Annotated in this window: 23 protein-coding genes; 17 read left to right on the top strand and 6 right to left on the bottom strand. The window is 68.8% G+C overall.

What is annotated here, in order from left to right; translation table 11 throughout:
* Positions 1 to 264: 264 nt before the first annotated feature.
* The 4 genes from C3B61_RS12770 (at position 265) to C3B61_RS12755 (ending at position 2971) form a co-directional block, all read left to right on the top strand.
* Positions 265 to 1350 carry a sensor histidine kinase gene (locus tag C3B61_RS12770; protein WP_133160294.1) on the top strand — a complete coding sequence of 362 codons (1086 nt, stop codon included), beginning with the start codon at positions 265 to 267 and terminating at the stop codon, positions 1348 to 1350.
* On the top strand, positions 1347 to 1949 hold the full coding sequence (locus C3B61_RS12765; protein ID WP_103461044.1) for a response regulator transcription factor: 603 nt from the start codon (positions 1347 to 1349) through the stop codon (positions 1947 to 1949). Before C3B61_RS12770 ends, C3B61_RS12765 begins: the two co-directional genes overlap by 4 nt.
* A 42-nt stretch (positions 1950 to 1991) precedes the next feature.
* The gene (locus C3B61_RS12760) at positions 1992 to 2678 is read left to right on the top strand and encodes an NUDIX hydrolase (protein WP_088455858.1); all 687 of its coding nucleotides are present in this window, start codon (positions 1992 to 1994) and stop codon (positions 2676 to 2678) included.
* Between the two features lie 65 nt (positions 2679 to 2743).
* On the top strand, positions 2744 to 2971 hold the full coding sequence (locus C3B61_RS12755) for a hypothetical protein (RefSeq protein ID WP_133159747.1): 228 nt from the start codon (positions 2744 to 2746) through the stop codon (positions 2969 to 2971).
* 122 nt (positions 2972 to 3093) lie between these two features.
* Here C3B61_RS12755 and C3B61_RS12750 read toward each other — a convergent pair whose 3' ends face one another.
* The 4 genes from C3B61_RS12750 to C3B61_RS12735 all read right to left on the bottom strand — a co-directional run bounded on the left by C3B61_RS12750 (position 3094) and on the right by C3B61_RS12735 (position 8022).
* On the bottom strand, positions 3094 to 4116 hold the full coding sequence (locus tag C3B61_RS12750) for a TerC family protein (RefSeq protein WP_103461141.1): 1023 nt from the start codon (positions 4114 to 4116) through the stop codon (positions 3094 to 3096).
* Between the two features lie 75 nt (positions 4117 to 4191).
* Positions 4192 to 5181, bottom strand: coding sequence for a serine hydrolase domain-containing protein (locus C3B61_RS12745; protein ID WP_103461042.1), 990 nt, complete (start codon positions 5179 to 5181; stop codon positions 4192 to 4194).
* Positions 5182 to 5295: 114 nt separating this feature from the next.
* Positions 5296 to 7134, bottom strand: a complete 1839-nt coding sequence (locus C3B61_RS12740) for a DEAD/DEAH box helicase (protein WP_088455861.1) — start codon at positions 7132 to 7134, stop codon at positions 5296 to 5298.
* Positions 7135 to 7197: 63 nt separating this feature from the next.
* On the bottom strand, positions 7198 to 8022 hold the full coding sequence (locus C3B61_RS12735) for an alpha/beta fold hydrolase (RefSeq protein WP_103461041.1): 825 nt from the start codon (positions 8020 to 8022) through the stop codon (positions 7198 to 7200).
* A gap of 189 nt (positions 8023 to 8211) precedes the next feature.
* Here C3B61_RS12735 and C3B61_RS12730 point away from each other — a divergent pair, with 189 nt between their 5' ends.
* The 6 genes from C3B61_RS12730 to C3B61_RS12710 all read left to right on the top strand — a co-directional run bounded on the left by C3B61_RS12730 (position 8212) and on the right by C3B61_RS12710 (position 13680).
* Positions 8212 to 9900: a long-chain-fatty-acid--CoA ligase gene (locus C3B61_RS12730; protein WP_103461040.1), complete on the top strand. Its 1689-nt coding sequence runs from the start codon at positions 8212 to 8214 to the stop codon at positions 9898 to 9900.
* Between the two features lie 144 nt (positions 9901 to 10044).
* On the top strand, positions 10045 to 10491 hold the full coding sequence (locus C3B61_RS12725; protein WP_088455864.1) for a DUF6325 family protein: 447 nt from the start codon (positions 10045 to 10047) through the stop codon (positions 10489 to 10491).
* A 1-nt stretch (position 10492) separates the two neighbouring features.
* Positions 10493 to 10651: a hypothetical protein gene (locus C3B61_RS19725; protein ID WP_165787908.1), complete on the top strand. Its 159-nt coding sequence runs from the start codon at positions 10493 to 10495 to the stop codon at positions 10649 to 10651.
* Between the two features lie 119 nt (positions 10652 to 10770).
* Complete coding sequence (locus C3B61_RS12720) at positions 10771 to 11412, top strand: PadR family transcriptional regulator (protein ID WP_103461039.1); 642 nt, start codon at positions 10771 to 10773, stop codon at positions 11410 to 11412.
* A 19-nt stretch (positions 11413 to 11431) separates the two neighbouring features.
* Complete coding sequence (locus tag C3B61_RS12715) at positions 11432 to 12010, top strand: SRPBCC domain-containing protein (RefSeq protein ID WP_103461038.1); 579 nt, start codon at positions 11432 to 11434, stop codon at positions 12008 to 12010.
* Complete coding sequence (locus C3B61_RS12710; RefSeq protein WP_103461037.1) at positions 12007 to 13680, top strand: alkaline phosphatase D family protein; 1674 nt, start codon at positions 12007 to 12009, stop codon at positions 13678 to 13680. Before C3B61_RS12715 ends, C3B61_RS12710 begins: the two co-directional genes overlap by 4 nt.
* Here C3B61_RS12710 and C3B61_RS12705 read toward each other — a convergent pair.
* Positions 13677 to 14849 (bottom strand): globin domain-containing protein, encoded by a 1173-nt coding sequence (locus C3B61_RS12705; protein ID WP_103461036.1) that lies wholly within the window; start codon positions 14847 to 14849, stop codon positions 13677 to 13679. The genes C3B61_RS12710 and C3B61_RS12705 overlap by 4 nt on opposite strands.
* A gap of 163 nt (positions 14850 to 15012) precedes the next feature.
* On the opposite strand from C3B61_RS12705, the gene C3B61_RS12700 reads away from it, so the two are divergent.
* The 5 genes from C3B61_RS12700 to C3B61_RS12680 all read left to right on the top strand — a co-directional run bounded on the left by C3B61_RS12700 (position 15013) and on the right by C3B61_RS12680 (position 18882).
* Complete coding sequence (locus C3B61_RS12700) at positions 15013 to 15510, top strand: nitroreductase family deazaflavin-dependent oxidoreductase (RefSeq protein ID WP_103461035.1); 498 nt, start codon at positions 15013 to 15015, stop codon at positions 15508 to 15510.
* A gap of 392 nt (positions 15511 to 15902) precedes the next feature.
* Positions 15903 to 16823, top strand: coding sequence for an aggregation-promoting factor C-terminal-like domain-containing protein (locus C3B61_RS19895; protein ID WP_174776301.1), 921 nt, complete (start codon positions 15903 to 15905; stop codon positions 16821 to 16823).
* 147 nt (positions 16824 to 16970) lie between these two features.
* Positions 16971 to 17432 (top strand): methyltransferase family protein, encoded by a 462-nt coding sequence (locus C3B61_RS12690; protein ID WP_103461034.1) that lies wholly within the window; start codon positions 16971 to 16973, stop codon positions 17430 to 17432.
* A gap of 41 nt (positions 17433 to 17473) precedes the next feature.
* The gene (locus C3B61_RS12685; protein ID WP_103461033.1) at positions 17474 to 18472 is read left to right on the top strand and encodes an LLM class flavin-dependent oxidoreductase; all 999 of its coding nucleotides are present in this window, start codon (positions 17474 to 17476) and stop codon (positions 18470 to 18472) included.
* A 50-nt stretch (positions 18473 to 18522) separates the two neighbouring features.
* Positions 18523 to 18882, top strand: coding sequence for an MmcQ/YjbR family DNA-binding protein (locus C3B61_RS12680; RefSeq protein WP_103461032.1), 360 nt, complete (start codon positions 18523 to 18525; stop codon positions 18880 to 18882).
* Positions 18883 to 18890: 8 nt separating this feature from the next.
* Here C3B61_RS12680 and C3B61_RS12675 read toward each other — a convergent pair whose 3' ends face one another.
* Positions 18891 to 19553: a histidine phosphatase family protein gene (locus tag C3B61_RS12675; RefSeq protein ID WP_103461031.1), complete on the bottom strand. Its 663-nt coding sequence runs from the start codon at positions 19551 to 19553 to the stop codon at positions 18891 to 18893.
* A 121-nt stretch (positions 19554 to 19674) separates the two neighbouring features.
* Between C3B61_RS12675 and C3B61_RS12670 the strand changes: the two genes are divergently transcribed.
* Both C3B61_RS12670 and C3B61_RS19890 read left to right on the top strand, forming a co-directional pair.
* Positions 19675 to 20268, top strand: coding sequence for a hypothetical protein (locus C3B61_RS12670; protein ID WP_103461030.1), 594 nt, complete (start codon positions 19675 to 19677; stop codon positions 20266 to 20268).
* 99 nt (positions 20269 to 20367) lie between these two features.
* Positions 20368 to 24135: a lamin tail domain-containing protein gene (locus C3B61_RS19890; RefSeq protein ID WP_208858814.1), complete on the top strand. Its 3768-nt coding sequence runs from the start codon at positions 20368 to 20370 to the stop codon at positions 24133 to 24135.
* The last annotated feature ends 174 nt before the right edge of the window (positions 24136 to 24309 follow it).

The following is a 24309-nucleotide window of genomic DNA, read 5'->3' as shown; positions in this document are numbered from 1 at the left end:
GGTCTGGGCGACGGTGCCGAGGTGCGGGGTGCCGGGGTGCGGGGGTGGCTCTGCACCACAGTTGCCCCCGATGGCGGCACTATCAACGTCGATCCCGGGTATGTGTCCTTCGACACATTGTTGGTGGCCCGTCCGCGCCGTACCGTCGACAGTGGGGGAACTGCCGGGCAACGCGGGGGGCGTTGTGTGCGCAGGGGCCGACTGGCTCCTGCGCCGGTAGCGGCGCGTGGGAGGCTGGGGACCTACCGAACGAAATGGACGACTGTGCCCGCTGCAACACAACCACCCGGACCGTCGGACGCCGGATTCAGCACCGTCCTGATGCGGGTGGTCGAGGAGCTGAAGGCCAAGCTCTCCAGCCAGGCCAGTCCCTTGGTCTCGGACCGCACGGTGGGCGACGAACTGATGGTGCAGGTCGAGGGCATTCTGGTGCGCGTTTTCAGCAGCCTGGCGGCCGCCGACGTGCCCGGCCGCTCGCCCGGCCGAGGGCCGGTGATCACCGCGACCGCGGGCGCCGACATCGGACGACGCCGGGCCGACCAGCACATTCACCCGGCTGAGAGCCTTGCCGCCGCGAATGTGCTCTTCGACGTGTCGCTGACGGTCATCACCGAGGTGTTGCCCGGCCGATGGGAGACCGCCGCCGTGGCGCTGAGCCTGCACCACGCCATCATGGAAAATGTCGTGCCCGCCGCCACCAGCTATGTCAACGTTCTCCTCGGGCGCCTGTCCGGAGCCCACACCGAAGAGAGGCTTCGCATTTCCAGGGACCTGCATGACAGGGTCGCCCACGGCATCGCCGTCGCCCACCAGCGCCTGCAACTTTCCGGCTTCGCGGACACCGAGCGTGACGACGACGGTTCGGCGGACATCCGTGCCGCGCTGGAGGCCCTGCAGCTGGCGTTGCACGAAACGCAGGCCATCGCGACCGAACTGCGCTACCAGGTGGGATCGAAACAGCTGCACGAGGCCCTCATCGACTTCGCGGACGACGCCGCCGACGGAGTGGCGCCGGTCATCGTCTCCAACGCCGGGAGCCCGCGACGACTGACCACGGGTGTGCAGGAGGAGGCCTTCATTGTGGTTCGGGAACTCGTGCACAATGCTCGACGCCATGCCAGGGCATCCTCCATTCGCATCGACCTGGCCTGGACGCCCACGTCGGTGACCGTCTCCGTGCGGGACGACGGCATCGGATTCGTGCGGGCGAACGTGCGCCCGGGAGCTCTCGGGCTCATCGGCGCGCGCGAACGAGCGGAGGCCATCGGCGCCGAGCTCGTGATTGTCACCACGGTCGGCTCGGGAACCGTGGTGACCCTGGACCTGCCCATCGTCGAGGAAAGAGCGTGACCGCGCCACGGACCGTCGTCATCATCGACGACCACGGTTTGTTCCGCGAGGGCCTGCACAGCATCCTCGCCAGGGATGGGGCGCTCAACGTGGTGGGAGAGGGAGCGACGAGTGCGGATGCGACAGAGCTGGTCGCGACGCTGCGCCCCGATGTGCTGCTGCTGGACGTGGAGATCCCCGGAGCGCCGGCCGAAACGACGGTGCGCTGGGTGACCCGGATGCACCCGGGCACGGCCATCGTTATCCTGACAATGCATGCGGACCGGATCCTCGAGGCACAGCTGAAGGCGGCCGGGGCAGCCAGATACCTCCAGAAGACCGTTGCGTCACGTGATCTCCTCTCCGTCGTGAGGACGGTGCAGGCGGCGCGTCCGGTGGCTGACCCCACGACCGAATCCGCAGCGCTGATCCTCACGTCGCGGGAGCTCGAGGTGCTGCGCATGGTGGCCCTGGCCTATTCGAACCGGGAGGTCGGGTTGCAGCTCTCGCTGGCCGAGGGGACCGTGAAACGGCATGTGTCCAACATCTTCACGAAGCTTGATGCGACCTCCCGCATGGGTGCCGTGCGCCGCGCGGTCACCCTCGGCCTGCTGGGTTAGGGCCGAAGCCCCGGTGCCGACCGGGCTGCGTATGGTGGAAGCATGCTCGTCATCTCGAACGACCCGCGCGCCGAACTCGCGGCGCTTTGCGAGCGCGGGCTGGACTGGGGGACCGGCCGAAGCCGCGACCTCCCCGATCTGGGCAGCGCTCGCCGGGCCGCGGTTCTCGTGCTGTTCGGTGTGCTGGATGCGGTGCCGGCGCAGGCGCCCGCCGGCACAGACCGGGTTCCGAGGGATCTCGACGTGCTGTTGCTGCGCCGTGCCTCCACCCTGGGCAGTCACCCGGGTCAGATCGCCTTCCCGGGCGGCCGGCTCGAAGCATCCGATGCGGGCCCGATCGCGGCGGCGCTGCGGGAAGCCGTCGAGGAGACCGGGTTGGACGCAGCCGGCCTCGAACCCCTCGGCACGCTGCCAGCAATGCCGGTGCCGGTGAGCAACCATCTCGTCACCCCGGTGCCGGCCTGGTGGACCCGACCCTCCCAGGTGGCCGCGATGGACCATGCCGAAACCGTGGATGTCTTCAGGGTGCCCGTGGCGGATCTGCTCGACCCGGCCAACCGGGCGAACACCGAGCACACCGTGGGCGACGCCGTCTATCGGGCGCCGGCGTTCACCGTGGGTGACCGGCTCGTCTGGGGTTTCACCGCGATCGTGCTCTCGCGCATGTTCGACGAACTCGGCTGGGCCGACCCGTGGGATCACGATCGGATCGTACTTCCCGGCCGGTAACCGGCGCGCTTGTGTCCGGGCGCTCGGTGCTGCTCCTCGGCGCCAGGTGGTGCTCGGTGCACCACGTGTGGCCCACCGCGCCCGCTAGAGCGGGCGCGCTCGGCCACAAGGGGTGCAGAAACGGCGAGACCGGGTACGCCTTCCGCAGCGATCTTCGCGCGGCGAAGCTCGTCCTCCTCGGCGCCACCGCCGATGCTGTCGAATCCTCGGGCGCTGATGGGCGGGTGCCGATCTATCGCGCCGACGGCGTGACCGTGCTCGGATACCTCGATCCGGCCGGGTCGACCCGGTGAGGCGCTCCCGGGCCAGGGCGGCGATGCTGCTCGTGGCCTGCATGATCTTCGGGTCTGGCTGTGCGTCGAGGCCGACGCAGTACCGGCGAGAGCGTGGACAACCTCGACGCGATCATGCTCGGCTAGTGCGAGTCCTCGGCCTTGGCGATCGGCTCGCCGTCGACCCGGCCACGATCGGCCTTGGCGGCGTCCCCTCGGGTCTTGGCCAGGCTCGCGACGGTCGCGACGGTGACCGTGGCGGCGATGAAGACCAGCGAGAACCAGATCGGGATCTCGGGCACCCACAGCACCGGCTCGCCGCCGTTGATGAACGGCACCTCGTTGACGTGCAGGGCGTGGAAGACGAGCTTGAGGCCGATGAAGGCGAGGATCACGGCCAGGCCCTGGGACAGGTAGACCAGGCGCTCGAGCAGTCCGCCGATGAGGAAGAACAGTTGGCGCAGGCCCATCAGCGCGAAGGCGTTGGCGGTGAAGACGATGTAGGCCTCCGAGGTGAGCCCGTAGATCGCGGGGATCGAGTCGATCGCGAAGACCAGGTCGATGAAGCCGATCGCGATGATGGTGAGCAGCATCGGGGTGACGTAGCGTTTGCCGTTGATCTTGGTGGTGAGCTTGTCGCGGTCGTACTCCTCGGTGACCGGCAGAACCCGGCGGGCCAGCCGCACAAAGAGGTTGTCGGCCGGATTGCTGTCGTGGCCGCGCACCTGCATGTATGCCAGCACGAACAGCAGCGCACCGAAGAGATAGAACACCCAGGAGAAGTTCTCGATCAGGGCCGCGCCCACGGCGATGAACCCGCCACGCATGATCAGGGCGATGATGATGCCGAACATCAGCACCTTCTGCTGGTACGCCTTGGGCACCGAGAACGCGGCCATCACGATGAGGAACACGAAGAGGTTGTCGATCGACAGCGCCTTCTCGGTGAGGTAGCCCGCGAAGTACTCGCCGCCGTACCGCCATCCGGACACCACGCCGATGCCGACCCCGAACAGCAGGGCAAGGCCGATGTAGAAGGCCGACCAGCGGGCGGACTCGCCCACCGTGGGCTCGTGCGGCTTCCGCACGTGCGCGAAGAACTCGTAGGCGAAGAAGGCGATCGTCACGCCGATGGTGATGATCCAGGTCAGGGGAGTGATATTCAAGGAAGGCTCCATGACAGGGGGTTCGCTTGGTGCTCCCCGTGCACCTTCCAGACTAAAGCATTGCTCACTAACCCGCTAAGAGTGCGCGTCGGTGAGCTCCGTCAGCAGCGCGAAGCCGTGGCGGTCGACCGAGCGTGAGGTGGCGGTGAGCACAACCACCCCCGTGCCGGCGGCCCGGTCCAGGCCGAGCCAGGAACGGAAGCCGCCTGTGGCGCCGTCGTGCCAGGTGATCGATCGGCCCCTGACCGACAGGGTGATCCAGGCCGCCCCGATGTTCACCCCACGGCGGGCGATCGGCGCCACCGGATCGAGAGCCGAGATCCCGGGCGCAGATCCCTCCAGCAACGCCTGGGTGAGCCGGGCGAGATCGGTGATCGACGAACGGATGCCGCCGGCCGGTGCCACCGCCTCTCCAGTCCAGGCCGGCCGCGGGCGGCCCGACCGGCTTGTGCCCTGCAGCGCGCTGGGTCGCAGCTCGGCCGGTGTCGCGGGTGCGTACATCGACGTGAGACCCAGCGGCTCGGTCAGTCGCTCCCGCAGCAGGGTTGCGTAGTCGAGGCCCGCGCTGCGGGCGACGGCATGGCCAAGCAGTTCGAAGCCGAAATTGGAGTAGCGCCGGCGCGTGGAGGAGAGCCGCACGGTGCGCGCCTGTGTCAGCAGTTCGGTGAGATCTTCGCCGTAGGGGTTCTCCCCGGTGCGCAGGAACCGCAGGGCGCGACGTAGCGGCTGCGCCGAGCGCGGCAGGCGGGGTAGTCCAGACTCGTGCCTGCTCACGGCCGCGAGCCGGAGAGGCCCGGCCGGGCCCTGCGGCAGTGGGAGCAGATCACCCAGAGTGGACTCTGCGCCGATCTCGCCGAGTTCACAGGCCTGACGGTAGAGCAGACCGGTGAGGCCCTTCGAGATGGAGCCGATTTCGAAGTCGGCGTCGAGCCCGGCGCCCACGCTCGCCAGCACCACTCCGCCGGGCGAGACCTGGGCGACGGCGGCCACCGGATGCCTGGGGCCCAAATGTTGCCGCAGCCGTGCGGCCAGCCCGGCGTCACCATCCGTCGCAGCCCTCGTCATGGGTTGATGATAGGGCGGCTACGGCGAAAGGCGGGGATTCTCGCGACACACCGTCAATCCGGCGAGCGGATGAGGGGTGTCGGGAGAATCCCCGCCCGTGTGAGCTGGTGTGACCTAGTAGCGGCGCGGCGGGCGCTCGGAGCGGTCGCCCTGCTGCGGCCGGTCGTTGCGGCCGGCCGAGGCGCCGTTGTCGGCGTGGATCTCGATGAGCTTGCCGCTGATGCGGGTCGCCGATAGGCGGCCCAGCACATCGCTGGTCAGGTCGGCGGGCAGGTCCACCAAGGAGTACTCGGGCAGGATCTGGATCGCGCCGAAGTCTTCCCGGCTCAGGCCACCCTCGTTGGCGAGAGCGCCGACGATCTGGCGTGGTTCCACCTTGTGACGCTTGCCAACCTCGATGCGGTACGAGGCCATGGCCCGGCTGCTGTCGCGTGAGCGGCGTTCGGGGCGTTCGCTGCGCAGCGGGCGGTCATCCCGGCTGCCGCGGTCATCGCGGCTGCCCCGGTCGTCCCGACGGTCGTTGCGTGCGGGCCGGTCGCGGTCACGGTGCTCGGTGCGCTCCCGGTCGAAACGCGCCGCAGCACGCACGTCGTCGGCGTTGAGCAGCAGCGGGGTCTCTCCCTGGGCGACCACGGCGAGTGCGGCGGCGACGTCGGCCTCGGGCACGTCGTGGTGCTCCACGTAGTGGCCCACGATGTCGCGGAACGCGGCGATGCGAGCGGTCTCCTCCAGCGCAGCGGTGATCGCGTCGTCGAACCGGGCGAGCCTGGTGACGTTGACGTCTTCGACGCTGGGCAGCTGCATCTGGGTGAGCGGCTGGCGGGTGGCCCGCTCGATGGCGTTGAGTAGGTGACGCTCACGAGGGGTGACGAAGCTGATCGCGGCGCCGCTGCGGCCGGCGCGGCCGGTGCGGCCGATGCGGTGGACGTACGACTCGGTGTCGATCGGGATGTCGTAGTTGATGACGTGGCTGATGCGCTCCACGTCGAGGCCGCGGGCGGCGACATCCGTGGCGACGAGGATGTCCAGCTTGCCGCTCTTGAGCTGCTCCACGGTGCGCTCACGCTGCACCTGGGGCACGTCGCCGTTGATGGCGGTGGCGGAGTAGCCGCGTGCACGCAGCTTCTCGGCGAGTGTCTCGGTCTCGTTCTTGGTGCGGGTGAAGACGATCATGCCCTCGAAGTTCTCCACCTCGAGGATGCGGGTGAGCGCGTCCACCTTCTGCGGGTAGGAGACCAGCAGGTAACGCTGGGTGGTGTTGACCGAGGTCGTGGTCTTGTTCTTGACCGTGATCTCTTCGGGGTCATTGAGGTACTGCTTGGAGATGCGACGGATCTGCGCGGGCATGGTGGCGGAGAACAGGGCCACCTGCTTGTCGTCCGGGGTGTCGGCGAGGATCGTCTCGACGTCTTCGGCGAAGCCCATCTTGAGCATCTCGTCGGCCTCGTCGAGCACCAGGTACTTGAGCTGGGTGAGGTCGAGGGTGCCCTTTTCGAGGTGGTCCATGATGCGGCCGGGAGTACCGACGACAACATGAACGCCCCGGCGCAGCGCCGACAGCTGGATGCCGTAACCCTGTCCGCCGTAGACGGGCAGCACGTGCACGCCCTTCATGTGGGCGGCGTACTTCTCGAAGGCCTCACAGACCTGCAGGGCGAGTTCGCGGGTGGGGGCGAGCACCAGGGCCTGCGGGCTCTTCTGGGACATGTCGAGGCGGGAGAGGATCGGCAACGCGAAGGCGGCCGTCTTGCCGGTGCCGGTCTGGGCGAGTCCGACGACGTCGCGGCCGTCGAGGAGCGGGGGAATGGTGGCAGCCTGGATGGCCGACGGAGTCTCGTAGCCTACGTCTTTGAGGGCTTTGAGTACGGAGTCACTGAGCCCAAGCTCGGAGAACGTGATGGTCGGGCGGGCAGTGGCTGCCTCGGTCGGTGCAGTTGAATCAGGAGGCGTCATAGTACTACGGTAGCCGGTCGAAGTGCTCACCCCGTTCGGGAGCGAGAAATCCGTGCCGTGTGATCATGTCGTCGACGGCATGTCGGGCTCATTGACGGTCCGCCTGGCTTGAGAGTTCAGGCTCTCGTGCAGTGCGGCGGCGAGAACGGCGATGTCCACGTCGTGGGATTGGCCGGGGAGTTCCACGTGCCTGCCGTTCGGCAGGGCGGTGGCGAGGGCCCTGGCCGATTCGCGGATGAACTCCGGTGCGAATTCGCCGCTGAGCACCACCGCGGGGACCTGGACGGCTTCGATCCGGTCGTAGGGGAGTAGGCCGTCGCCGAGAACAGCATCGTCGTAGGCGAGCGTCGGGGCGATCGCCTCGAACCCGGCCCACATCGGCGTCTGCCGCATCCCCTCGATCTGCTCGGCGGGCATGCCCACCCGGGCCAGGAAGAGGGCCATGGCGTCTCCGCGGCGCCCGGCGGCCAGCGCGGCGGCGAGCTTCCGGGAGTAGGTGGTGACGACGGGGTCCAGGTCGATGCTCACCGGCACCTCGTAGACGGCCAGCTCGCTGACCGCCGCACCGAGCTGGGCGGCGGTCGCGAGGGCCAGGGCGCCGCCACTGGACATGCCGAAGAGGGCCGCGTGACCGCCGGCCGACCGGATCAAAGCGGCGATGTCGTCGATCTCCCGGTCGACCGAGAACGGCAAGGTGTCGCCGCTGGCGCCGCGGCCGCGTCGGTCGTAGACGTACACGGTGAAGCTGTCGGCCATCAGGGCGGCCAGAGGGCGCATCGGCCCGGCGTCGCGGTAGCAGGTGGCGCCGTCCACCAGGATGAGGGCGGGCCCGGTACCGAGACTGTCGAAGGCGATCGTGGTGCCATCGCGCGACCTGACTGTGGGCATGGTGTCTCCTTCGATGTCTCGACGGGTCCGCTGTCACTGACCGCGCCGCTGCTCGCTCACACCGTGCCACCGGGTGAGGGCGGCGGTCAACCGCTGGCGCCGGAATATCTGTCGGGTCTGCACGGACGTGCTCAGCCTTGGGCCGTGTTGTGCCCACACCTCTGAAGCGGATCGCGGGAGGATGTCTGCATGGCCACTACTGAGCAACAGCCCTGGGTTAAGCACTATCAGCCGGGCGTGCCCGCCGAGATCGATTACCCCACCACCTCGCTCGTGGAGATGCTCGAGCACGCGGTCGCGGAGGCCGGCGACCATCCGGCGCTCGAGTTCTTCGGACGCCGCACCAGTTACGCGGAACTCGGCGCCCAGATCGACAAGGCTGCCGAGGGTCTGCGCCTGCTCGGGGTGCGGGCCGGCGACAGGGTCGCGCTGATCCTGCCGAACTGCCCGCAGCACGTCGTGGCGTTCTACGCCGTCCTGCGCCTGGGCGGCGTGGTCGTGGAACACAACCCGCTCTATACGTCACCGGAGCTGCGGCACCAATTCGAAGACCACCAGGCCCGCATCGTGATCGCCTGGGACAAGGTCGCCCCGACAGTGCGCGCGTTCCCGGCCGACATCGAGATCGATCACATCGTCTCGGTCAACCTGCTGCAGGCTTTCCCCACCGTGAAACGGCTGGCCCTCTACCTTCCCGTGAAGAGTCTGCGCGAGTCCCGGGCGGCTCTCACGGGCTCGGCGGCCGGTACGACCCCGTGGAAGGACCTGTTCAGCCACGGCCGCATCGACCCGACCCACCCCCGTCCGGCGCTGCACGACCTGGCGGCCATCCAGTACACCTCCGGCACCACCGGTCGCCCCAAGGGTGCGATGCTGACCCACTACAACCTGCACTGCAACGCGCTGCAGGGCGAGGCCTGGATGCACGGCGCCGAGTACCGCAAGGAGGTCTTCTACGCGATCCTGCCGATGTTCCACTCGTTCGGCCTCACGTTGTATCTGACCTACGGCATCCACAAGCAGGCCCTGATCGTGTTGTTCCCCAAGTTCGATCCGAAGACCGTGCTCGACACCATGAAGAAGACCCCCGCAACTGTGTACTGCGCGGTGCCGCCGATCTACGAGCGCACCGCGCTCGCCGCGAAGGAACGTGGCATCTCGCTGCGCTCCTGCCGCTTCTGCATCTCGGGAGCGATGAACCTGCCCGACCATGTCGTGGAGCTGTGGGAATCGGTGTCGGGCGGACTGCTGGTGGAGGGCTTCGGCATGACCGAGGCATCGCCGGTGGCGATGGGCAACCCGTTCCACCCGACCCGCCGCCCCGGTACCGTCGGCATCCCGTTCTCCTCGACCCTGATGAAGGTCACCGACCCCGATGACCCGACCGTTGAGGTGGAGCAGGGCCAGCCCGGAGAGTTGCTGCTCAAGGGTCCGCAGGTGTTCAAGGGCTACTGGAACAACCCTGAGGAGACCGCCAAGACCCTGACGCCGGACGGCTGGCTGCGGACCGGGGACATCGTGACCGTGGACGAAGACGGGTTCTCCACCATCGTCGACCGGGCCAAGGACCTGATCATCACCGGCGGCTTCAACGTGGCGCCCACCGAGGTAGAGACTGTACTGCGCTTGCACGCGTCGGTGACGGATGCCGCCGTGTTCGGCAAGCCGCTGGAACGTGGCGGTGAAATGGTCGTCGCCGCGGTCGAGCTCGAACCCGGCGCGACGCTGGACGAAAAGGCCCTGCAGGACCACTGCCGAGAGCACCTGGCCGCATACAAGATTCCCCGCCGGATCGTGCAGATCACCGACACCCCGCGCACGATGCTCGGCAAGGTGCTGCGCCGCAAGGTGCGCGAGCAGGTGCTGCCCACCCTCTGACCCACCTTCACCCATCGCGGGTGACGCGAGCGCTGCCGGAGGGCTGGACACTGACACCTCCGGCAGCCGGAGACGACGGCGCACACCGGTTCCTTGCCCGGCTGTGCTCATCGTTCGCATCATCCAAGCGAAATGGAGTGGGTTATGACTGACACCATCGATGAACTCGGGCCGGTGGACTGGATCGTCGTGGAGTTTCCGGGCAGCACCTTCAACGGGTCGATTGCGCCGGAGATCACGTCGCTCGTGGACCGGGGCCTGGTGAAGATCCTGGACCTGCTGATCCTGACGAAGGACGCGGACGGCGCACTGGAAATCGCTGAACTCTCGGATCTCGAGGACGGCCAACTCGGTGAACTCCGCGCCTTCGAAACAGAACTGGCCACCCTCCTCAGCGAGGAGGACGTGATCTCCGCGGCCGAGGCCATTGAGCCAGGCAGCACCGCGGCGCTCCTGGTTTGGGAGAACCTCTGGGCCGCCCCGTTCGGCGCGTCGGTGCGTCACGCCGGCGGTCAGCTGGTGGCCAGCGGGCGCATTCCGGTGCAGGCTCTGCTCGCCGCCATTGAAGCCGATGACACGGAAGGAGCCTGACATGCCACTCGCACGCAGACGGGTCGGTCGCCCAGGGGTGATCGGGGCACCCGTGGCCCGCACCGCAGCCACAGTGGGAACGGCGGCCGTCGTCGCCCACGGAGTACGCCGCCGCGGCGATCGTCGGGATGACCGGCGCGACGACAGGCGCGACCGTTGATCCGCTGAGTTCCTTGATTCCGCGACACTCAGCGATATATCGTTGAGTGTCGTGGAAGTTCCGCGACGCGTGCTCGCGACACCCGCGAAGCACGACCTCGCGAAAGGACGAAAACGATCATGAAGCGCTTTCACCACAACCACCAGCCGGAGTCCGGCAGCCCCGAGTTCGGTGCCCCTGATTGCGGCCCGGGGATGAGCCGCGCCCACCACGACTCGCCCCAGGGCCACGGTCGTGGTTTCGGCCGGGGATTCGGGCCCGGCGGGCCCGGCTTCGGCGGTTTCGGCCCGGGTTTCGGCCCCGGCGGTCCCCGTGGCTCACGTCGCGCCAACAAGGGCGACGTCCGCTCCGCGATCCTCTCGCTGCTGGCCGACGGTCCCTCCAACGGCTACGGGCTCATCAGGGCCATCGAGGAGAAGACCGGCGGCGCCTGGCGCCCCAGCCCAGGCTCCATCTACCCGACCCTCCAGCAGCTCGTCGACGAGGAGCTCATCTCACCGACCGGCACCGAGCGCCGCACGGACTATGAGCTCACTGAAGCCGGCCGGGCCTACCTGGCCGAACACGCCGACGACCTCAAGAAGGCGTGGGAGGCCACCCCCGGGCAGTCGGATTCCGACGCCGCCTTCCACGAGAGCGTCGGCAAGCTCTTCGGTGTTGTGCACCAGTTCCGCTCCTCGGCGACCGACACCCAGCGTGCCGCCGCCACCGAGAAGCTCGATGAGGTGCGCCGCGCGCTGTACCTGATCCTCGCCGACTGAATGAGGAAGGCCTGACGACATGACAACCGACGACGTGGACAGGGCGCAGGCGGGCCCGGACGATCCGCGTTTGGTGCGCGGGGACAGCGGCCCGGATCTCGTCTTGAGCCGCAGCTTCGCGGTCGACATCGATGGCGTCTGGGCGACCCTGACCGACCCCGCCCGAACGACGGAGTGGTACGGCCCCTGGGAGGGGAAGGGTGCCGCAGGCCACACCATCCGCGTGCAGATGCGCTTCGAAGACGGCGAACCGTGGTTACCGATGCGCGTCGATGCGTGCGAGCGGCCCACCCGCCTGGCCCTGTCGATGCTCGAGGACCAGGGTGACTGGCGGCTGGAACTGGTCCTCGCCGAGAAGGCCGGGTCGACCCGCCTGAGCCTGATCCACCATCTCAGTGGGGTGGACAGCTTGGGTGAGATCGGGCCGGGCTGGGAGTACTACTTGGACCTCTTCGCTGCGGCTGTGCGGGGTACGGCTGTGCAGGCGGCTGCAGGGCCCCGCACCGCGCCCGCGTTCGCGGACTACTACCCGGCGCGATCGGCCTTCTTCACCGCTCTGGCCGAGAGCTACACTCGGCGATTTACGCCTCTGCCATGACGACCTCGGCGCTGATCCTCGGTCCGATGCTGCGCTACGTCGATACCGACTCCGCCAGTGTGTGGGTCGAGACCGCGCGGGCCGGGCAGGTCACGGTGCGGGCCGATGCCAGGATGTGGTCGGCGCGAACCTTCGCTGTGCACGGGCATCACTACGCTCTGGTGCAGGTCGACGACCTGGCACCGGGCACAACCTCTCCATATGCGGTCGACATCGACGGCGTGCAGGTCTGGCCGCCGTTGCCATCACGTTTTCCTGCATCCGTCATCAGCACGCTCACGCCAGGCGCGCCCCTGAAGCTGGCATTCGGCTCCTGCCGCACCAGCGTGCCGCACGACGAGAAAGGCAATCGCAGCCACGGTGTGGATGCCCTTCGCAGCTACGCGCTGCAGATGGCCGCGCTGCCCGGCCAATTCTCCTGGCCCGACCTCGTGCTCTTCCTGGGCGACCAGGTCTACGCCGACACCACGAGCGAGCAGATGCAGGAGTTCATCCGCGCCCGGCGAGACCTCACCGAGCCGCCTGGCGAGGAGCTGGCCGACTTCGAGGAGTACGCGCACCTCTACGGCCTGGCCTGGTCCGACCCGGCGAACCGGTGGCTGCTGTCGACGGTGCCCACAGCGATGATCTTCGACGACCACGATATCCGCGACGACTGGAACGCGTCGCTCAGTTGGAAGCGCGAGATGGAACAGACCTCCTGGTGGCACGGGAGGCTGGTTTCCGGGCTGGCCTCGTATTGGGTGTACCAGCACCTGGGCAACCTGTCGCCCGCCGACCGGGAGGTCGACGAGATCTGGCGGTTCCTCGCCAGCCACGACGGCGACGCCGAGCTCGACCTCAGTGAGAGGCTCGACGCTTTTGTCGAGCGCGCCGCCGCCGAGCCGGCCTGCTATCGCTGGAGCTACTGCCGGGACTACGGCGACAGCCGCCTGATCGTGATCGATTCCCGCATTGCGCGGCGGCTCGACCCCGCAGACCGGGCCCTGATCGACGACGACGAATCCGGCTGGCTAGACGAGCGGATGCGCGGCGGGTTCCGCCATCTGCTGGTGGGCACGTCGTTGCCCTTCCTGCTGCCGACGGGGCTGCACCATCTGGAGGCCTGGAACGAGGCGACCGCCGAGGGCGCCTGGGGTGCTCCGATGGCCGCCGTCAGCGAGAAGCTCCGCCAGGCCCTCGACCTCGAACACTGGGCGGCCTTCCAGTCGAGCTTTCGCCGGGTGGCGCAGATGGCCACCGACCTGGCCGACGGCAAACGTGGCCCGGCCCCCGACACCATCACGTTCCTCTCCGGCGACGTGCACTACTTCTATGTCGCCGAGGTGGAGCGCAGCTCGGGCAGCCGCATCATCCAGGCCGTCTGTTCGCCGATCCGCAACCCGTTGGCCCTGCCACTCCGGTCGTTCTCGGCCGTGCTGTCCTACGCCATCGCGAACCGGCCCAGTGAGATGCTTGCCCGGTCGGCCGGGGTGCCCGTGTCGCCGCTTCGGTGGCGGGGGATCCGGGGACCGTGGTTCGAGAACTGCCTCGCCAGCGTCTCCGCGACGCCGGCGGGGCTGCGGTTCCGCTGGATCACGGGCGTCGTTCGGGGAGACGGCCGGGCGCGGCCCCGGGTGAAGGAGATTGCTGCCCTCACCATGGCGCCGCGCCGGCACAACGGTGGCTAGGCGCTCGCGAGCCAGAGGTCGGGGCCGAAGACCTCGTAGTGGATGCGGGCGGCCGGGACCCCGGACGCCAGTGCCTGGGCGCGTATCGCCCGCATGAACGGCAGCGGGCCGCACAGGTAGACCGAGGCGTCGTCCGGGATGGTCACCGAATCCAGCGACATGAAGCCGTCGTGAGCGGTGTCCAGGGCGCTCGGCGCTTCGAGCCAGAGCTCGAGCTCGGCCGTTTCCAGGATGGCGACGTCGGCGCGCATCTGTTCGCGCAGAGCCCAGCGTTCGATGGTGCTCTCGGCGTGCAGCACCAGCACCTTCCGGTCCGACCCGGTCTCCACCAGCGAGCGCAGGATCGACGCCAGCGGGGTGCAGCCGATGCCGGCCGACGCCAGCACCAGGGGGCCGTTGCCCGTGCTCAGGGTGATGTCGCCGCACGGGTTGGAGAGGGTCAGCTGGTCGCCGACTCGCACGTCACGGTGCAGGACGGGGGAGACCTCCCCGTCGTTGTCCAGCTTCACCGTGAACACCCGGGTCGTGGTGCCGGTGCCGGCCGAGAGCGAGTACTGGCGCACCTGGCGGATCCCGTCGGGCATCCGCACCGTGACCCCCACGTACTGGCCGGGCCGGGAGGCGGACGCCGGGGTGTCATCGGATGGCACGAGCGTGAACGTCACGGCGTCGCTGCCGGCGGGCTCCCGGTGTGTGACCGTCCACGGCGCCAGCGGCTTGTCACTGGCCGCGGCGGCGTACAGGCCGGTCTCCTGTTTGATCAGGGCGTGCGCCATCAGCCAGTAGACCTCGGTCCAGGCATCCGCGATCTCGGCCGTGATGACGTCGCTGAGCTCGGCGGCGATGGACTCGAAGAGGTAGGTGTAGACCACGTCATACTGCTCGGGCAGGATGCCGAGGGAGACGTGCTTGTGCGCGATGCGGGAGAGCATGATCTCCGGCGCACTGGTGGGGTCCTTCACGAGATGCGCGGCGAACGCGGCGATGCTGCCCGCGAGGGCCTGCTGCTGCACACCGCTCTTCTGATTCGAGCGGCTGAACAAGCCGTCGAAGAGTTCGGGATGCGCGGTGAACATTCGGGCATAGAACCCGGTGGCGATGGCGGGCAGCCGTTCGCCGACCAGGGGGAGCGTTGCTTCGATGAGGGGGTGGGACTGGGGGGACAGCATGCAGGCTCCTGGTGGGTGGGGACGTAGTACGGGGTGGACGGGGAGTCTCACGCTAACAATCGCTACCCCCGTTCGGGGGAGTCCAAAGCCTCTAGTGACGCCGATGACCGATACCGGACGCGGGTCGCCGGCGGCTCAGGAGCAACAGGGCCAGACTGGCCGCATGTCCACCGTCGTGCACCTGGTTCGCTCGCTCGCCGCGCCGCTCACCCGTACCCGACTATTCAGGGTCCTCGCGCCGTCGGTCCTGCCGCCGATCGAACGAGTCCTGCACAGGCTCAGCGGCGGACGGGTGCAGCTGAGCGCGCTGCTCGTCCCTTCGCTCGTATTGCACTCCACCGGCGCAAAATCCGGCCTTCCGCGCGAGTCAGCCCTGATGTACACGCCGGACGGCCACGGCCGGGCCATCGTGGCCGGCACGAGCTTCGCGCGCGATCGACATCCGGCCTGGACACACAATCTGCTTGCGCATCCCGAGGCCGACATCGTCGTCCGCGGTCGCCGGCTTCGCGTGCGGGCCACCCTCATCGGCCCCCAGTCCCGCGACGCGGCTTGGCGCCGCATCGAAGCGGTCTGGCCGGGCTACCGCGCCTATGAGCGCGAGTCCCCACGAGTGGTGCGTCTGTTCGTGCTGCGGCCTGTTTTCTCCCACGAATCGTGACTTTTATCCACCTAGCGGCTGATATTTCAAGGGGGTTGCGAAAAATCTTTAACGGGTTTCTGGGTCGCGGTGGGCCCCTCCTTCGACCGGATTGACCGGCTTTCTGAGGCCCGAATCGGGTCCTCATCAGGTATCGAGAAGTGATCCAGTGCACCGCCCGGGACACAATAGGGGTACCCGGATTGGGGGGAACTTCCCGGCAAAAGGTGAGGATCCATGCAGAAACATATTGCAGGGTAGTGACTTCGCCCGGGCGGGCCCCCGCCTGTGGAACGTCGAATAAGAACCGCTTTGCGCCCTCGTACATGCGATTCGCTCAGTGAGAGACATACATAACTGTGACTTCCAGCACTCCAGCAACACCCGAGACACCCGCTACATCCGCAACAGCCGTGATCCCCGCAACGCCCCTTGAGACCCGCGCGTCGAAGACCCATCGCACGCGCGTCACCCGTCGCTCCGCCGCCGCGCTCGCGGTGCTCTCCATCGGTGCGATGGTCGGCACGGGATTTGTGCTGGAGCCGGCGATGGCCGCCCAGAACGATCGTGCAGTCAAAACCGCGGCCGTCTCGGCCGCGCACGTGGAGCAGCTCGAGGCCTACAGCGAGATCAAGCAGGCCCGGGCCGAGAAGGCCGCCACCGACACCATCACCGGCGCGAGCACCGTGATCACCGCGGCCGAGAACAAGGCCGATGCCACACAGGTGGCGACTCCGGTGGCGATGCTCACCAACTTCAAGTACCTCGCACCAGAGCGCATCTACGAGCTCGTCGAGCAAACTAACGCAGAGCTGCCGCCCCTGCAGGCCGCAACAGCAGAGTTCGACCGTATCGCCGCCGAGCAGGCTGCCGCTGAGGCCGCCGCTGCCGCTGCCGCGGAGGCCGCTGCCGCCGCTGCCGCCCAGGAGGCCGCCGACGCTGAGGCCGCCGCCGCCGCAAAGGCTGCCCAGGCCGCCAAGGCCGCCCCGAAGGCCAACACCGCTCCCGCTCCGTCGGCGCCGACCAACCCGAGCGGCGCTCAGGCCGTCGCCCGCGACATGATGAGCGCCAAGTACGGCTGGGGCGCCGACCAGTTCGGCTGCCTCGTCAGCCTGTGGGACAAGGAGTCCGGCTGGAACGTGAACGCGTACAACGCCTCGAGCGGTGCCACCGGCATTCCGCAGGCGCTGCCCGGCAGCAAGATGGCCTCGGCCGGATCGGACTGGGCGACGAACGCCTCCACCCAGATCTCCTGGGGCCTGGGCTACATCTCAGGTACCTACGGCACGCCGTGCGCGGCCTGGTCCAAGTCCGAGTCTGTGGGCTGGTACTAACCGACCAAGCTCAATCATCACGTGAACGGCCCGCGGGCCAGGTTGGGGAGCACTGCTCCCTGAATCTGATCCGCGGGCCGTTTCTCGTGCGGGCGGGATGCGTCGGGTGCCCTGCCCAGCACGGGTCGGCGGGCGTACTCTCGGTGCATGAAACGTGCGCTCGCCTCCGGCCTCGTCTTTGTGCAGATCGTGCTGCTGGTAGGCCTTCTCGTCCTGCCGCATGGCACAGTGTGGCCGGTGAACGGGTTTGTCGTCGCCACAGCGATCGCGCTTATCGCGGTGGGGGTGGCTCTCGCGGTGCAGGGATCCACAACGCTCGGCCCCGCCATGACGGCCAGCCCGATACCGCGCGACGACGCCCCGCTGGCCACCAACGGGGTCTACGCGGTGGTGCGCAATCCCATCTACACAGGGCTGATGTCGGGAGGGTTGGGACTGGTCGTGATCGGCTCTTCCCTCATGCACGTCGTGGTGTGGGTGGCGCTGATCGGGCTCCTGGCCGGAAAGACCCGATGGGAGGAGCAAATGCTCTTCGAAGAGCATCCCGCCTACTCGGACTACGCGGCCAGGGTCGGTCGGTTCCTGCCGGGTGTCGGTCGGATTCGGTGAATGCGGGTATCGATTCGGCCCCGAAAACCGTTACCCCCAACATGACGACACCGCTCTCCATACTTGACCTCGCCCCTATCGCCCCCGGGCAGACCGTCAGGGAAAGCTTCGCCGCCAGTGTCGCGCTCGCCCAGACCGCCGAAAAGCACGGGTACCAGCGGGTCTGGTACGCCGAGCACCACAACATGCCAACGATCGCGTCGTCGGCCACCAGCGTGCTCGTCGGTCACGTTGCCTCCCAGACCTCCACCATCCGGCTCGGATCCGGCGGCGTGATGCTGCCCAACCACTCGCCGCTCACCATCGCGGAGCAGTACGGCACCCTCGCGGAGCTGTACCCCGGCCGCATCGACCTGGGCCTGGGCCGGGCTCCCGGCAGCGACCAGACCACCGCCAGGGCGATGCGCCGCGACCCGCGCGCCTCCGACCAGTTTCCGCAGGACGTGATGGAGCTGGCCGCGTACCTGCGCGATGAATCGATCATCCCCGGGGTGCGGGCGGTGCCGGGAGCCGGTACCAATGTTCCGCTCTACATCCTGGGGTCCTCCCTCTTCGGCGCCGGCCTCGCGGCCGCGCTGGGCCTGCCGTACGCGTTCGCATCGCACTTCGCACCCGACTCGCTGTTTGAGGCCGTCGCCACCTACCGGCGCGACTTCAGGCCGTCGGCGCAGCTCGCCGAGCCCTACCTGATGGTGGCCGCCAACGTGATCGCGGCAGACGACGGGGCGGATGCCACGCAGCAGTTCGAGATCATGCGTCGCTCCAGGGTGCGCAGCATGATCGCCCGCGGACCGGCATCGCCGGAGTACTCCGACGACCAGATCGATGCTTTCCTCACCACCACGGAGGGGCGCCGCCTGGCCGACATGATGCGGTACACGGCCGTGGGTACCCCCACGGACGTGCGCACGTTCCTCGAGGAGCTGACCACCTCCACCCAGGCCGACGAACTGATCCTCGCCCACGCGTCGCAGCAGATCGGTGACCGGCTGCGGTCGGTGGAGCTGACCGCCGGCGCGATGGTCGGCGTTCCGGCCTGAGGCCTCGCCGAGTGCTGACTAGTCCGGGAGAAGTCGCTAGTGTCACAGACATGACCCCGGACGCCCTCGTTGAGTTCTGCCTCAGCCTGCCCCAGGCCACCGAGACGTTTCCGTTCGGCGACGAGATCAGCGTCTTCAAGACCAGCGGCAACGGCAAGATCTTCGCCCTCAGCGCGCTGGCCGGTGATCCGTTCAGCGTGTCGCTGAAGTGCGACCCCGAAGAAGGGCGCGCGCTGCGGGAGGAATTTCCCGGGCACATCCACCCCGGCTACCACCTCAATAAGAAGCACTGGATCACCATCGTGCTCGACGGGTTCGTGGAGGACGAGCTCGTGGAGCAGCTTCTGCGCGACAGCCATGCTCTCGTGCGGCCAAAGGTTCCCAAGGCTCCCCGGGATAGCGCGGAGTAGGGCGCCCGCTAGGAGGCGTCGAGCGCTTCGCCGGTCGGATCCACGGCGGTCGTGTCGACCAGCGGCATCCCGCCCAGCGGCACCCCCGCCCAGGAAAGCAGCGTCCAGCCCTCGTCGGGTGAGCCGATCAGCTCGACCACGCCGGTGTTGTCCAGGTCGTGCAGCCCGGCGAACATCGGCGGCACGTTGGTGGCCCGAGCCGCCGCCCAGACCCGGATCGCGGCGCCGTGGCTGAACACCGCCGCCGTCGCTCCGCTGGCGGCCGCCACGGCGATGTCGGCGTCGAACCGGGCGAAGAACGCGTGGCCATCCGGCCCGCCGGGCATGCCCACATCGAGGTTGCCGGCTCCCCAGGCGAACACTGTCTCCATGTAGGTGCGGATGGAGGCGTGATCGCTGCGTCGCTCGAGCGCGCCGGCTTCGATCTCGTGCAAGCCGTCGGCCACCTGGATGTCCAGGCCGCGGTCGAACGCGAGGGGACGGGCGGTGAGCTGGGTGCGATGCAGTGTCGACGCAAATATGGTGTCAATGGAATCGAACCTGAGGGCCTCGGGGATGACGGCCGCCTGTCGTTCGCCGAGCTCGGTCAGGCCCGGGCCCGGGTGAGCGGTGTCGAGTTGGCCGAGCACATTGGCGGGCGTCTGGCCGTGACGGATCAGGAGGAGTCGCATGGTCGTTCCAGCATAGGCACGAGGCGCACGGAGCAATAGCCGGTCGGCCTTGCCGATTGCCCGGAAGCCTCTTAGAGTCGGCGGCGAACACCTGACCGGGGCAACCTGGGTGGAGGCGAGCGTGGACGACAAGAGCGCCGAACCGGCGGCCGCGTCCCTCATCGTGATCGGTGCGATCTGCGGGATCGCGTGGGCGGCAGGGTTCCGCGCCTACATGGTCGAGCTGGTCGGGATCGCCTCGACCTTCGAATGGGACGGCACCTTCGGCGCCATCCTGCTGCCCGGCGCCATCGCCGGCGCGCTGCTCGGCTGGGCGGAAGCGCTGCGGCGGTCCGGGGGAGTCCGAGGCTGGCGGTGGCTCGCCCTGGCGCCGCTCGCGTTCGCGGTGGCGCCATTGCTGAGGCCGGGAGCGGTCGTGGAGCTGGTGACGACGGGGATCGGCGGTGCTGCGGTGGGCGTGGCCCTGATCGGCATCGGCGGTGGCTACGCCATCTCCGGACGCGGGCGGCTGTGGGGCCGGATCGTAGCCGGTGTGCTCAGCGGTGCGTCGCTGGCGGCGATAGCGCTCATGCCGGCCGCGATCGGCGGCGCCAGGCTGACCGTCACCGAGCCACGCGGCGCCTGGGTGTCCGTGCTCGCCGGTTCGCTGCTTCTCGTGCTGGTCCTCGCATCGTCGATCCCGTTCCGCCGGGTGCTCCGGCAGAGTGCCGGGTAGGAGCGTTCGCTCGCCGTTCACCGGAAGTTTTCCTGGCATCGCCACAGTGGATCGGGCCCATCCGAGGCTCGTCACCCACAGCCTCGAAGGGGCATTCCTGTGCGCACTCACTGGCGTCGGCCAAGCCTGGCCGCCATCCTCACCCTCGCCTTGGCGGTTCCACTCGCCGCCACCCTGAGCCCGGCCATGGCGGCCCCGGCACCATCGGTTCGTATCAACGAAGTCGAGTCCGACGGCGGCACGCCCGGCGACTGGATCGAACTGACCAACATCGGCCAGGTGGCGGCGGATGTCTCCGGCTGGGTCGTCAAGGACGACAAGGACGAGCGCACCTTCGCGCTGCCGGCGAACACGGTTCTCGAACCCGGCGCGTTCCTGGCCGTTGATGTGGACGGCGCCGGCGCCACCAGCTTCGGCCTCGGAAAGGCCGACATCGCCCGCCTGTTCCTGGCTGACGGCACCACCCTGGTCGACTCCTATGCCTGGGCCGCCCACGCGACCACCAGCTGGGGCCGATGCCCCGACGGCACCGGAGAGTTCCGTGAGACCACGGCAGCCACCCGCGGTGCGGCGAACGACTGCGACGTGTCCGTCGCCGACAACGTGCGCCTCAACGAGGTCGAGTCCAACGGTGGCACCCCCGGTGACTGGATCGAGCTCGTCAACCTGGGCACGGCTCCCGTCGACGCCTCCGGGCTGGTGCTCAAGGACAGTGACGACACGCACGCGGCCGTGCTGCCCGTCGGCTCGACCATCGCCGGCGGCGGCTACCTCGTCGTCGAGGCACCCACCATGGACTACGGCCTCGGCGGGGGAGACGCCGCCCGACTGTTCGACACCGACGGGGTCACCGTGATCGACTCCTACGCGTGGACCGCGCACGCCGCATCCAGCTACGGCCGCTGCCCCGACGGCGTCGGCGAATTCGCCGACACGGCCACCGCAACGAAGGGAGCGGCCAACGACTGCGTCGTGCCCGAGACAGCGGATGTGCGCATCACCGAGACCGAGTCCACCGGCGGCACGCCCGGCGACTGGGTTGAGCTGTTCAACCCCGGCGCGAATGATGTCGACCTCACCGGCTGGATCGTGCGCGACAACGACGACACCCACACGGCCGTGCTGCCGTCCGGCTCCGTGATTGTCGCCGGCGGCTACTTCGTGGTCGAGGAGGGTCTGCTCGGCTTCGGCCTGGGCTCGGCCGACTCCGCCCGCCTGTTCGCCCCGAACGGCTTCACCCTGGTCAGCTCGGTGAGCTGGACCAGCCACGCGGTCACGACCTGGGGCATCTGCCCCGGCGGCACCGAGTTGACCCAGATGACCTCCTCGACCAAGGGCGCCGCGAACGACTGTGGCTCGCCCGTGCGCCTCAACGAGATCGAGTCGAACGGCGGCACGCCTGGCGACTGGCTCGAGCTGATCAACAATGGTTCGACCGCCGCGGATGTCTCCGGCTTCGTCCTGAAGGACAACGACGACACGCACTCGGTCATCCTCCCGACCGGCACGAGCATTGCGGCCGGGGGATACCTCGCCATCGACGTCGACGCGGCCGGCGGATTCGGACTGGGCGGCGCCGACACCGCCCGCCTCTTCGCCGCCGACGGCAGCACCCTGCTGGACAGCTACGCGTGGACCGCGCACGCTGCGACCAGCTACGGCCGCTGCGCCGACGGCACGGGCGACTTCGCCGCGACGACCGCCAGCACCAAGGGCGCCGCGAACAGCTGCGCCGGCGACCTGATCACCGCGGCCTGGCCCGGCTCGGCCGAGGTTCGCACCGTGGACCCGGCCGGCGTGCTCGGCGGCAACATGAGCGGGCTGGCCTACGAGGCTGCCGGCGCTGCCGGCGCTGCCGGCACCGCCGGTGACGTGCTCTGGGCCGCCAAGAACGGCACCGGAGCGCTCTACAAGCTCGTCGCCGACGGCGCCGGCTGGGTGCCGGACACCACCGCCGGCTGGGGCGCGGGCAAGCCGCTGCACTACACCGACGGCACCGGCGACGTGGACGCCGAGGGCGTCACTCTGACCTCGGCAGGCGCCGACGGCGGGCTGTTCATCGCCAGCGAGCGCAACAACGCCGTGAGCGGCGTCAGCCGGCCCGCGGTGCTGCGCTATGACGCATCCGCCACCGGAACCCAGCTCACCGCGAGCATGGAATGGAACCTCACCGCCGACCTGCCCGTTGTGGGCGCCAACGCCGGCCTCGAGGCCATCGCCTGGGTGCCGGACAGCTTTCTGGTGGCCCAGGGGATGCTCGACGAGCGCACCAACGCCGCCTACGACCCGGCTCTCTACGCCGGTCACGGCACCGGCCTGTTCTTCGTCGGACTGGAAGCCAACGGAGCCATCTACGCCTACGCGCTGGACCAGGCCAGCGGCGGATACACCCGCGTCGCCACCATCGCGAGCGGATTCTCCGGTGTGATGGACCTGGAGTTCGAGGCCTCGACCGGCCGGTTCTGGGCCGTCTGCGATGACACCTGCACGGGCCGTTCCGCGGTCCTGGAGATCGCGCAGTCCGGCGCCTCCGACGGGCGATTCGGAGTCACGACGGTGTACGAGCGACCGGCGTCGATGCCCAACCTCAACAACGAGGGCTTCGCCCTGGCCCCGCAGAGTGCCTGCGTCGCCGGAGCCAAGCCCGTCTTCTGGGCCGACGACTCCAACACCGGCGGCCACGCGATCCGGGTGGGCAGCATCGAGTGCACCCCGCTGACACCGACCGTGCCGACTCCGGTTCCGACGGTCGAGCCGACTCCGGTTCCGACGGTCGAGCCGACTCCGGTTCCGACGGTTGAGCCGACTCCGGTTCCGACGGTTGAGCCGACTCCGGTTCCGACGGTTGAGCCGACTCCGGTTCCGACGGTTGAGCCGACTCCGGTTCCGACGGTTGAGCCGACTCCGGTTCCGACGGTTGAGCCGACTCCGGTTCCGACGGTTGAGCCGACTCCGGTTCCGACGGTTGAGCCGACTCCGGTTCCGACGGTTGAGCCGACTCCGGTTCCGACGGTTGAGCCGACTCCGGTTCCGACGGTTGAGCCGACTCCGGTTCCGACGGTTGAGCCGACTCCGGTTCCGACGGTTGAGCCGACTCCGGTTCCGACGGTTGAGCCGACTCCGGTTCCGACGGTTGAGCCGACTCCGGTTCCGACGGTTGAGCCGACTCCGGTTCCGACGGTTGAGCCGACTCCGGTTCCGACGGTTGAGCCGACTCCGGTTCCGACGGTTGAGCCGACTCCGGTTCCGACGGTTGAGCCGACTCCGGTTCCGACGGTTGAGCCGACTCCGGTTCCGACGGTTGAGCCGACTCCGGTTCCGACGGTTGAGCCGACTCCGGTTCCGACGGTTGAGCCGACTCCGGTTCCGACGGTTGAGCCGACTCCGGTTCCGACGACCCAGCCCACCGCGGCCCCGACCGGGCCGGCCGCACCGGCTCCGGTGGCGACGGCCGCTTTGGTCGAGTCCGCGCGCGGACCGGTATCGGTGCCCACCACCGCGAAGCCGGGGGACACCATCACGGTCTCCGTCGGCCGCGCGTTCGCGGGTGACGCGGTGAACGTTTGGCTGCACTCGACTCCGACGCTGCTGGCATCCACGACGGTCACCGCCGCGGGCACCGTGCAGGTCGTCATCCCGAACGGCACGGAGCCCGGCGTGCACCGCGTGGTTGTGGTGGCCGAGGACGGCACGCTGATCGGTTGGGACGACATCCTCGTCAGCGCTGCGGCGACGTCGTCGCAGGCCGCGCCGGGCGCCCTGGCGAGCACGGGCGTGAACCCCGCCCTGCCGGGACTTCTCGCGCTACTCCTCGTGCTTGCCGGCGGCGCCGTTCTGGTGCTGCGCCGGCGCGGTGTGGCGGCGTAACGACGGTGCGCGGAGCGAACCTCCGCTGACGGCGGCCGGTCAGACCGGGCAGAGCAGAGACATCCGTCCGGCGGCCGCACCCATGAGGTGCGGCCGCCGGACGCTTTCGTGCCGGCGGCGGCGCGACCCTCAACCCCTAACTTGCACATACCCCATGGGGTATAGCACACTGGA

The sequence above is a fragment of the Cryobacterium zongtaii genome (genome assembly GCF_002909375.1).
In the GTDB taxonomy this organism is placed as follows: Bacteria; Actinomycetota; Actinomycetes; order Actinomycetales; family Microbacteriaceae; genus Cryobacterium; species Cryobacterium zongtaii.
Note: the sequence above shows the minus strand (reverse complement) of the source record. Positions and strands in the feature narration are given on the sequence as shown.

Coding starts and splice junctions, on each gene's coding strand:
- C3B61_RS12760 (WP_088455858.1), top strand. CDS start 1,992: ATGCTCGTCATCTCGAACGACCCGCGCGCCGAACTCGCGGCGCTTTGC.
- C3B61_RS12745 (WP_103461042.1), bottom strand. CDS start 5,181: ATGACGAGGGCTGCGACGGATGGTGACGCCGGGCTGGCCGCACGGCTG.
- C3B61_RS12740 (WP_088455861.1), bottom strand. CDS start 7,134: ATGACGCCTCCTGATTCAACTGCACCGACCGAGGCAGCCACTGCCCGC.
- C3B61_RS12735 (WP_103461041.1), bottom strand. CDS start 8,022: ATGCCCACAGTCAGGTCGCGCGATGGCACCACGATCGCCTTCGACAGT.
- C3B61_RS12730 (WP_103461040.1), top strand. CDS start 8,212: ATGGCCACTACTGAGCAACAGCCCTGGGTTAAGCACTATCAGCCGGGC.
- C3B61_RS12725 (WP_088455864.1), top strand. CDS start 10,045: ATGACTGACACCATCGATGAACTCGGGCCGGTGGACTGGATCGTCGTG.
- C3B61_RS19725 (WP_165787908.1), top strand. CDS start 10,493: ATGCCACTCGCACGCAGACGGGTCGGTCGCCCAGGGGTGATCGGGGCA.
- C3B61_RS12720 (WP_103461039.1), top strand. CDS start 10,771: ATGAAGCGCTTTCACCACAACCACCAGCCGGAGTCCGGCAGCCCCGAG.
- C3B61_RS12715 (WP_103461038.1), top strand. CDS start 11,432: ATGACAACCGACGACGTGGACAGGGCGCAGGCGGGCCCGGACGATCCG.
- C3B61_RS12710 (WP_103461037.1), top strand. CDS start 12,007: ATGACGACCTCGGCGCTGATCCTCGGTCCGATGCTGCGCTACGTCGAT.
- C3B61_RS12705 (WP_103461036.1), bottom strand. CDS start 14,849: ATGCTGTCCCCCCAGTCCCACCCCCTCATCGAAGCAACGCTCCCCCTG.
- C3B61_RS12700 (WP_103461035.1), top strand. CDS start 15,013: ATGTCCACCGTCGTGCACCTGGTTCGCTCGCTCGCCGCGCCGCTCACC.
- C3B61_RS12690 (WP_103461034.1), top strand. CDS start 16,971: ATGAAACGTGCGCTCGCCTCCGGCCTCGTCTTTGTGCAGATCGTGCTG.
- C3B61_RS12685 (WP_103461033.1), top strand. CDS start 17,474: ATGACGACACCGCTCTCCATACTTGACCTCGCCCCTATCGCCCCCGGG.
- C3B61_RS12680 (WP_103461032.1), top strand. CDS start 18,523: ATGACCCCGGACGCCCTCGTTGAGTTCTGCCTCAGCCTGCCCCAGGCC.
- C3B61_RS12675 (WP_103461031.1), bottom strand. CDS start 19,553: ATGCGACTCCTCCTGATCCGTCACGGCCAGACGCCCGCCAATGTGCTC.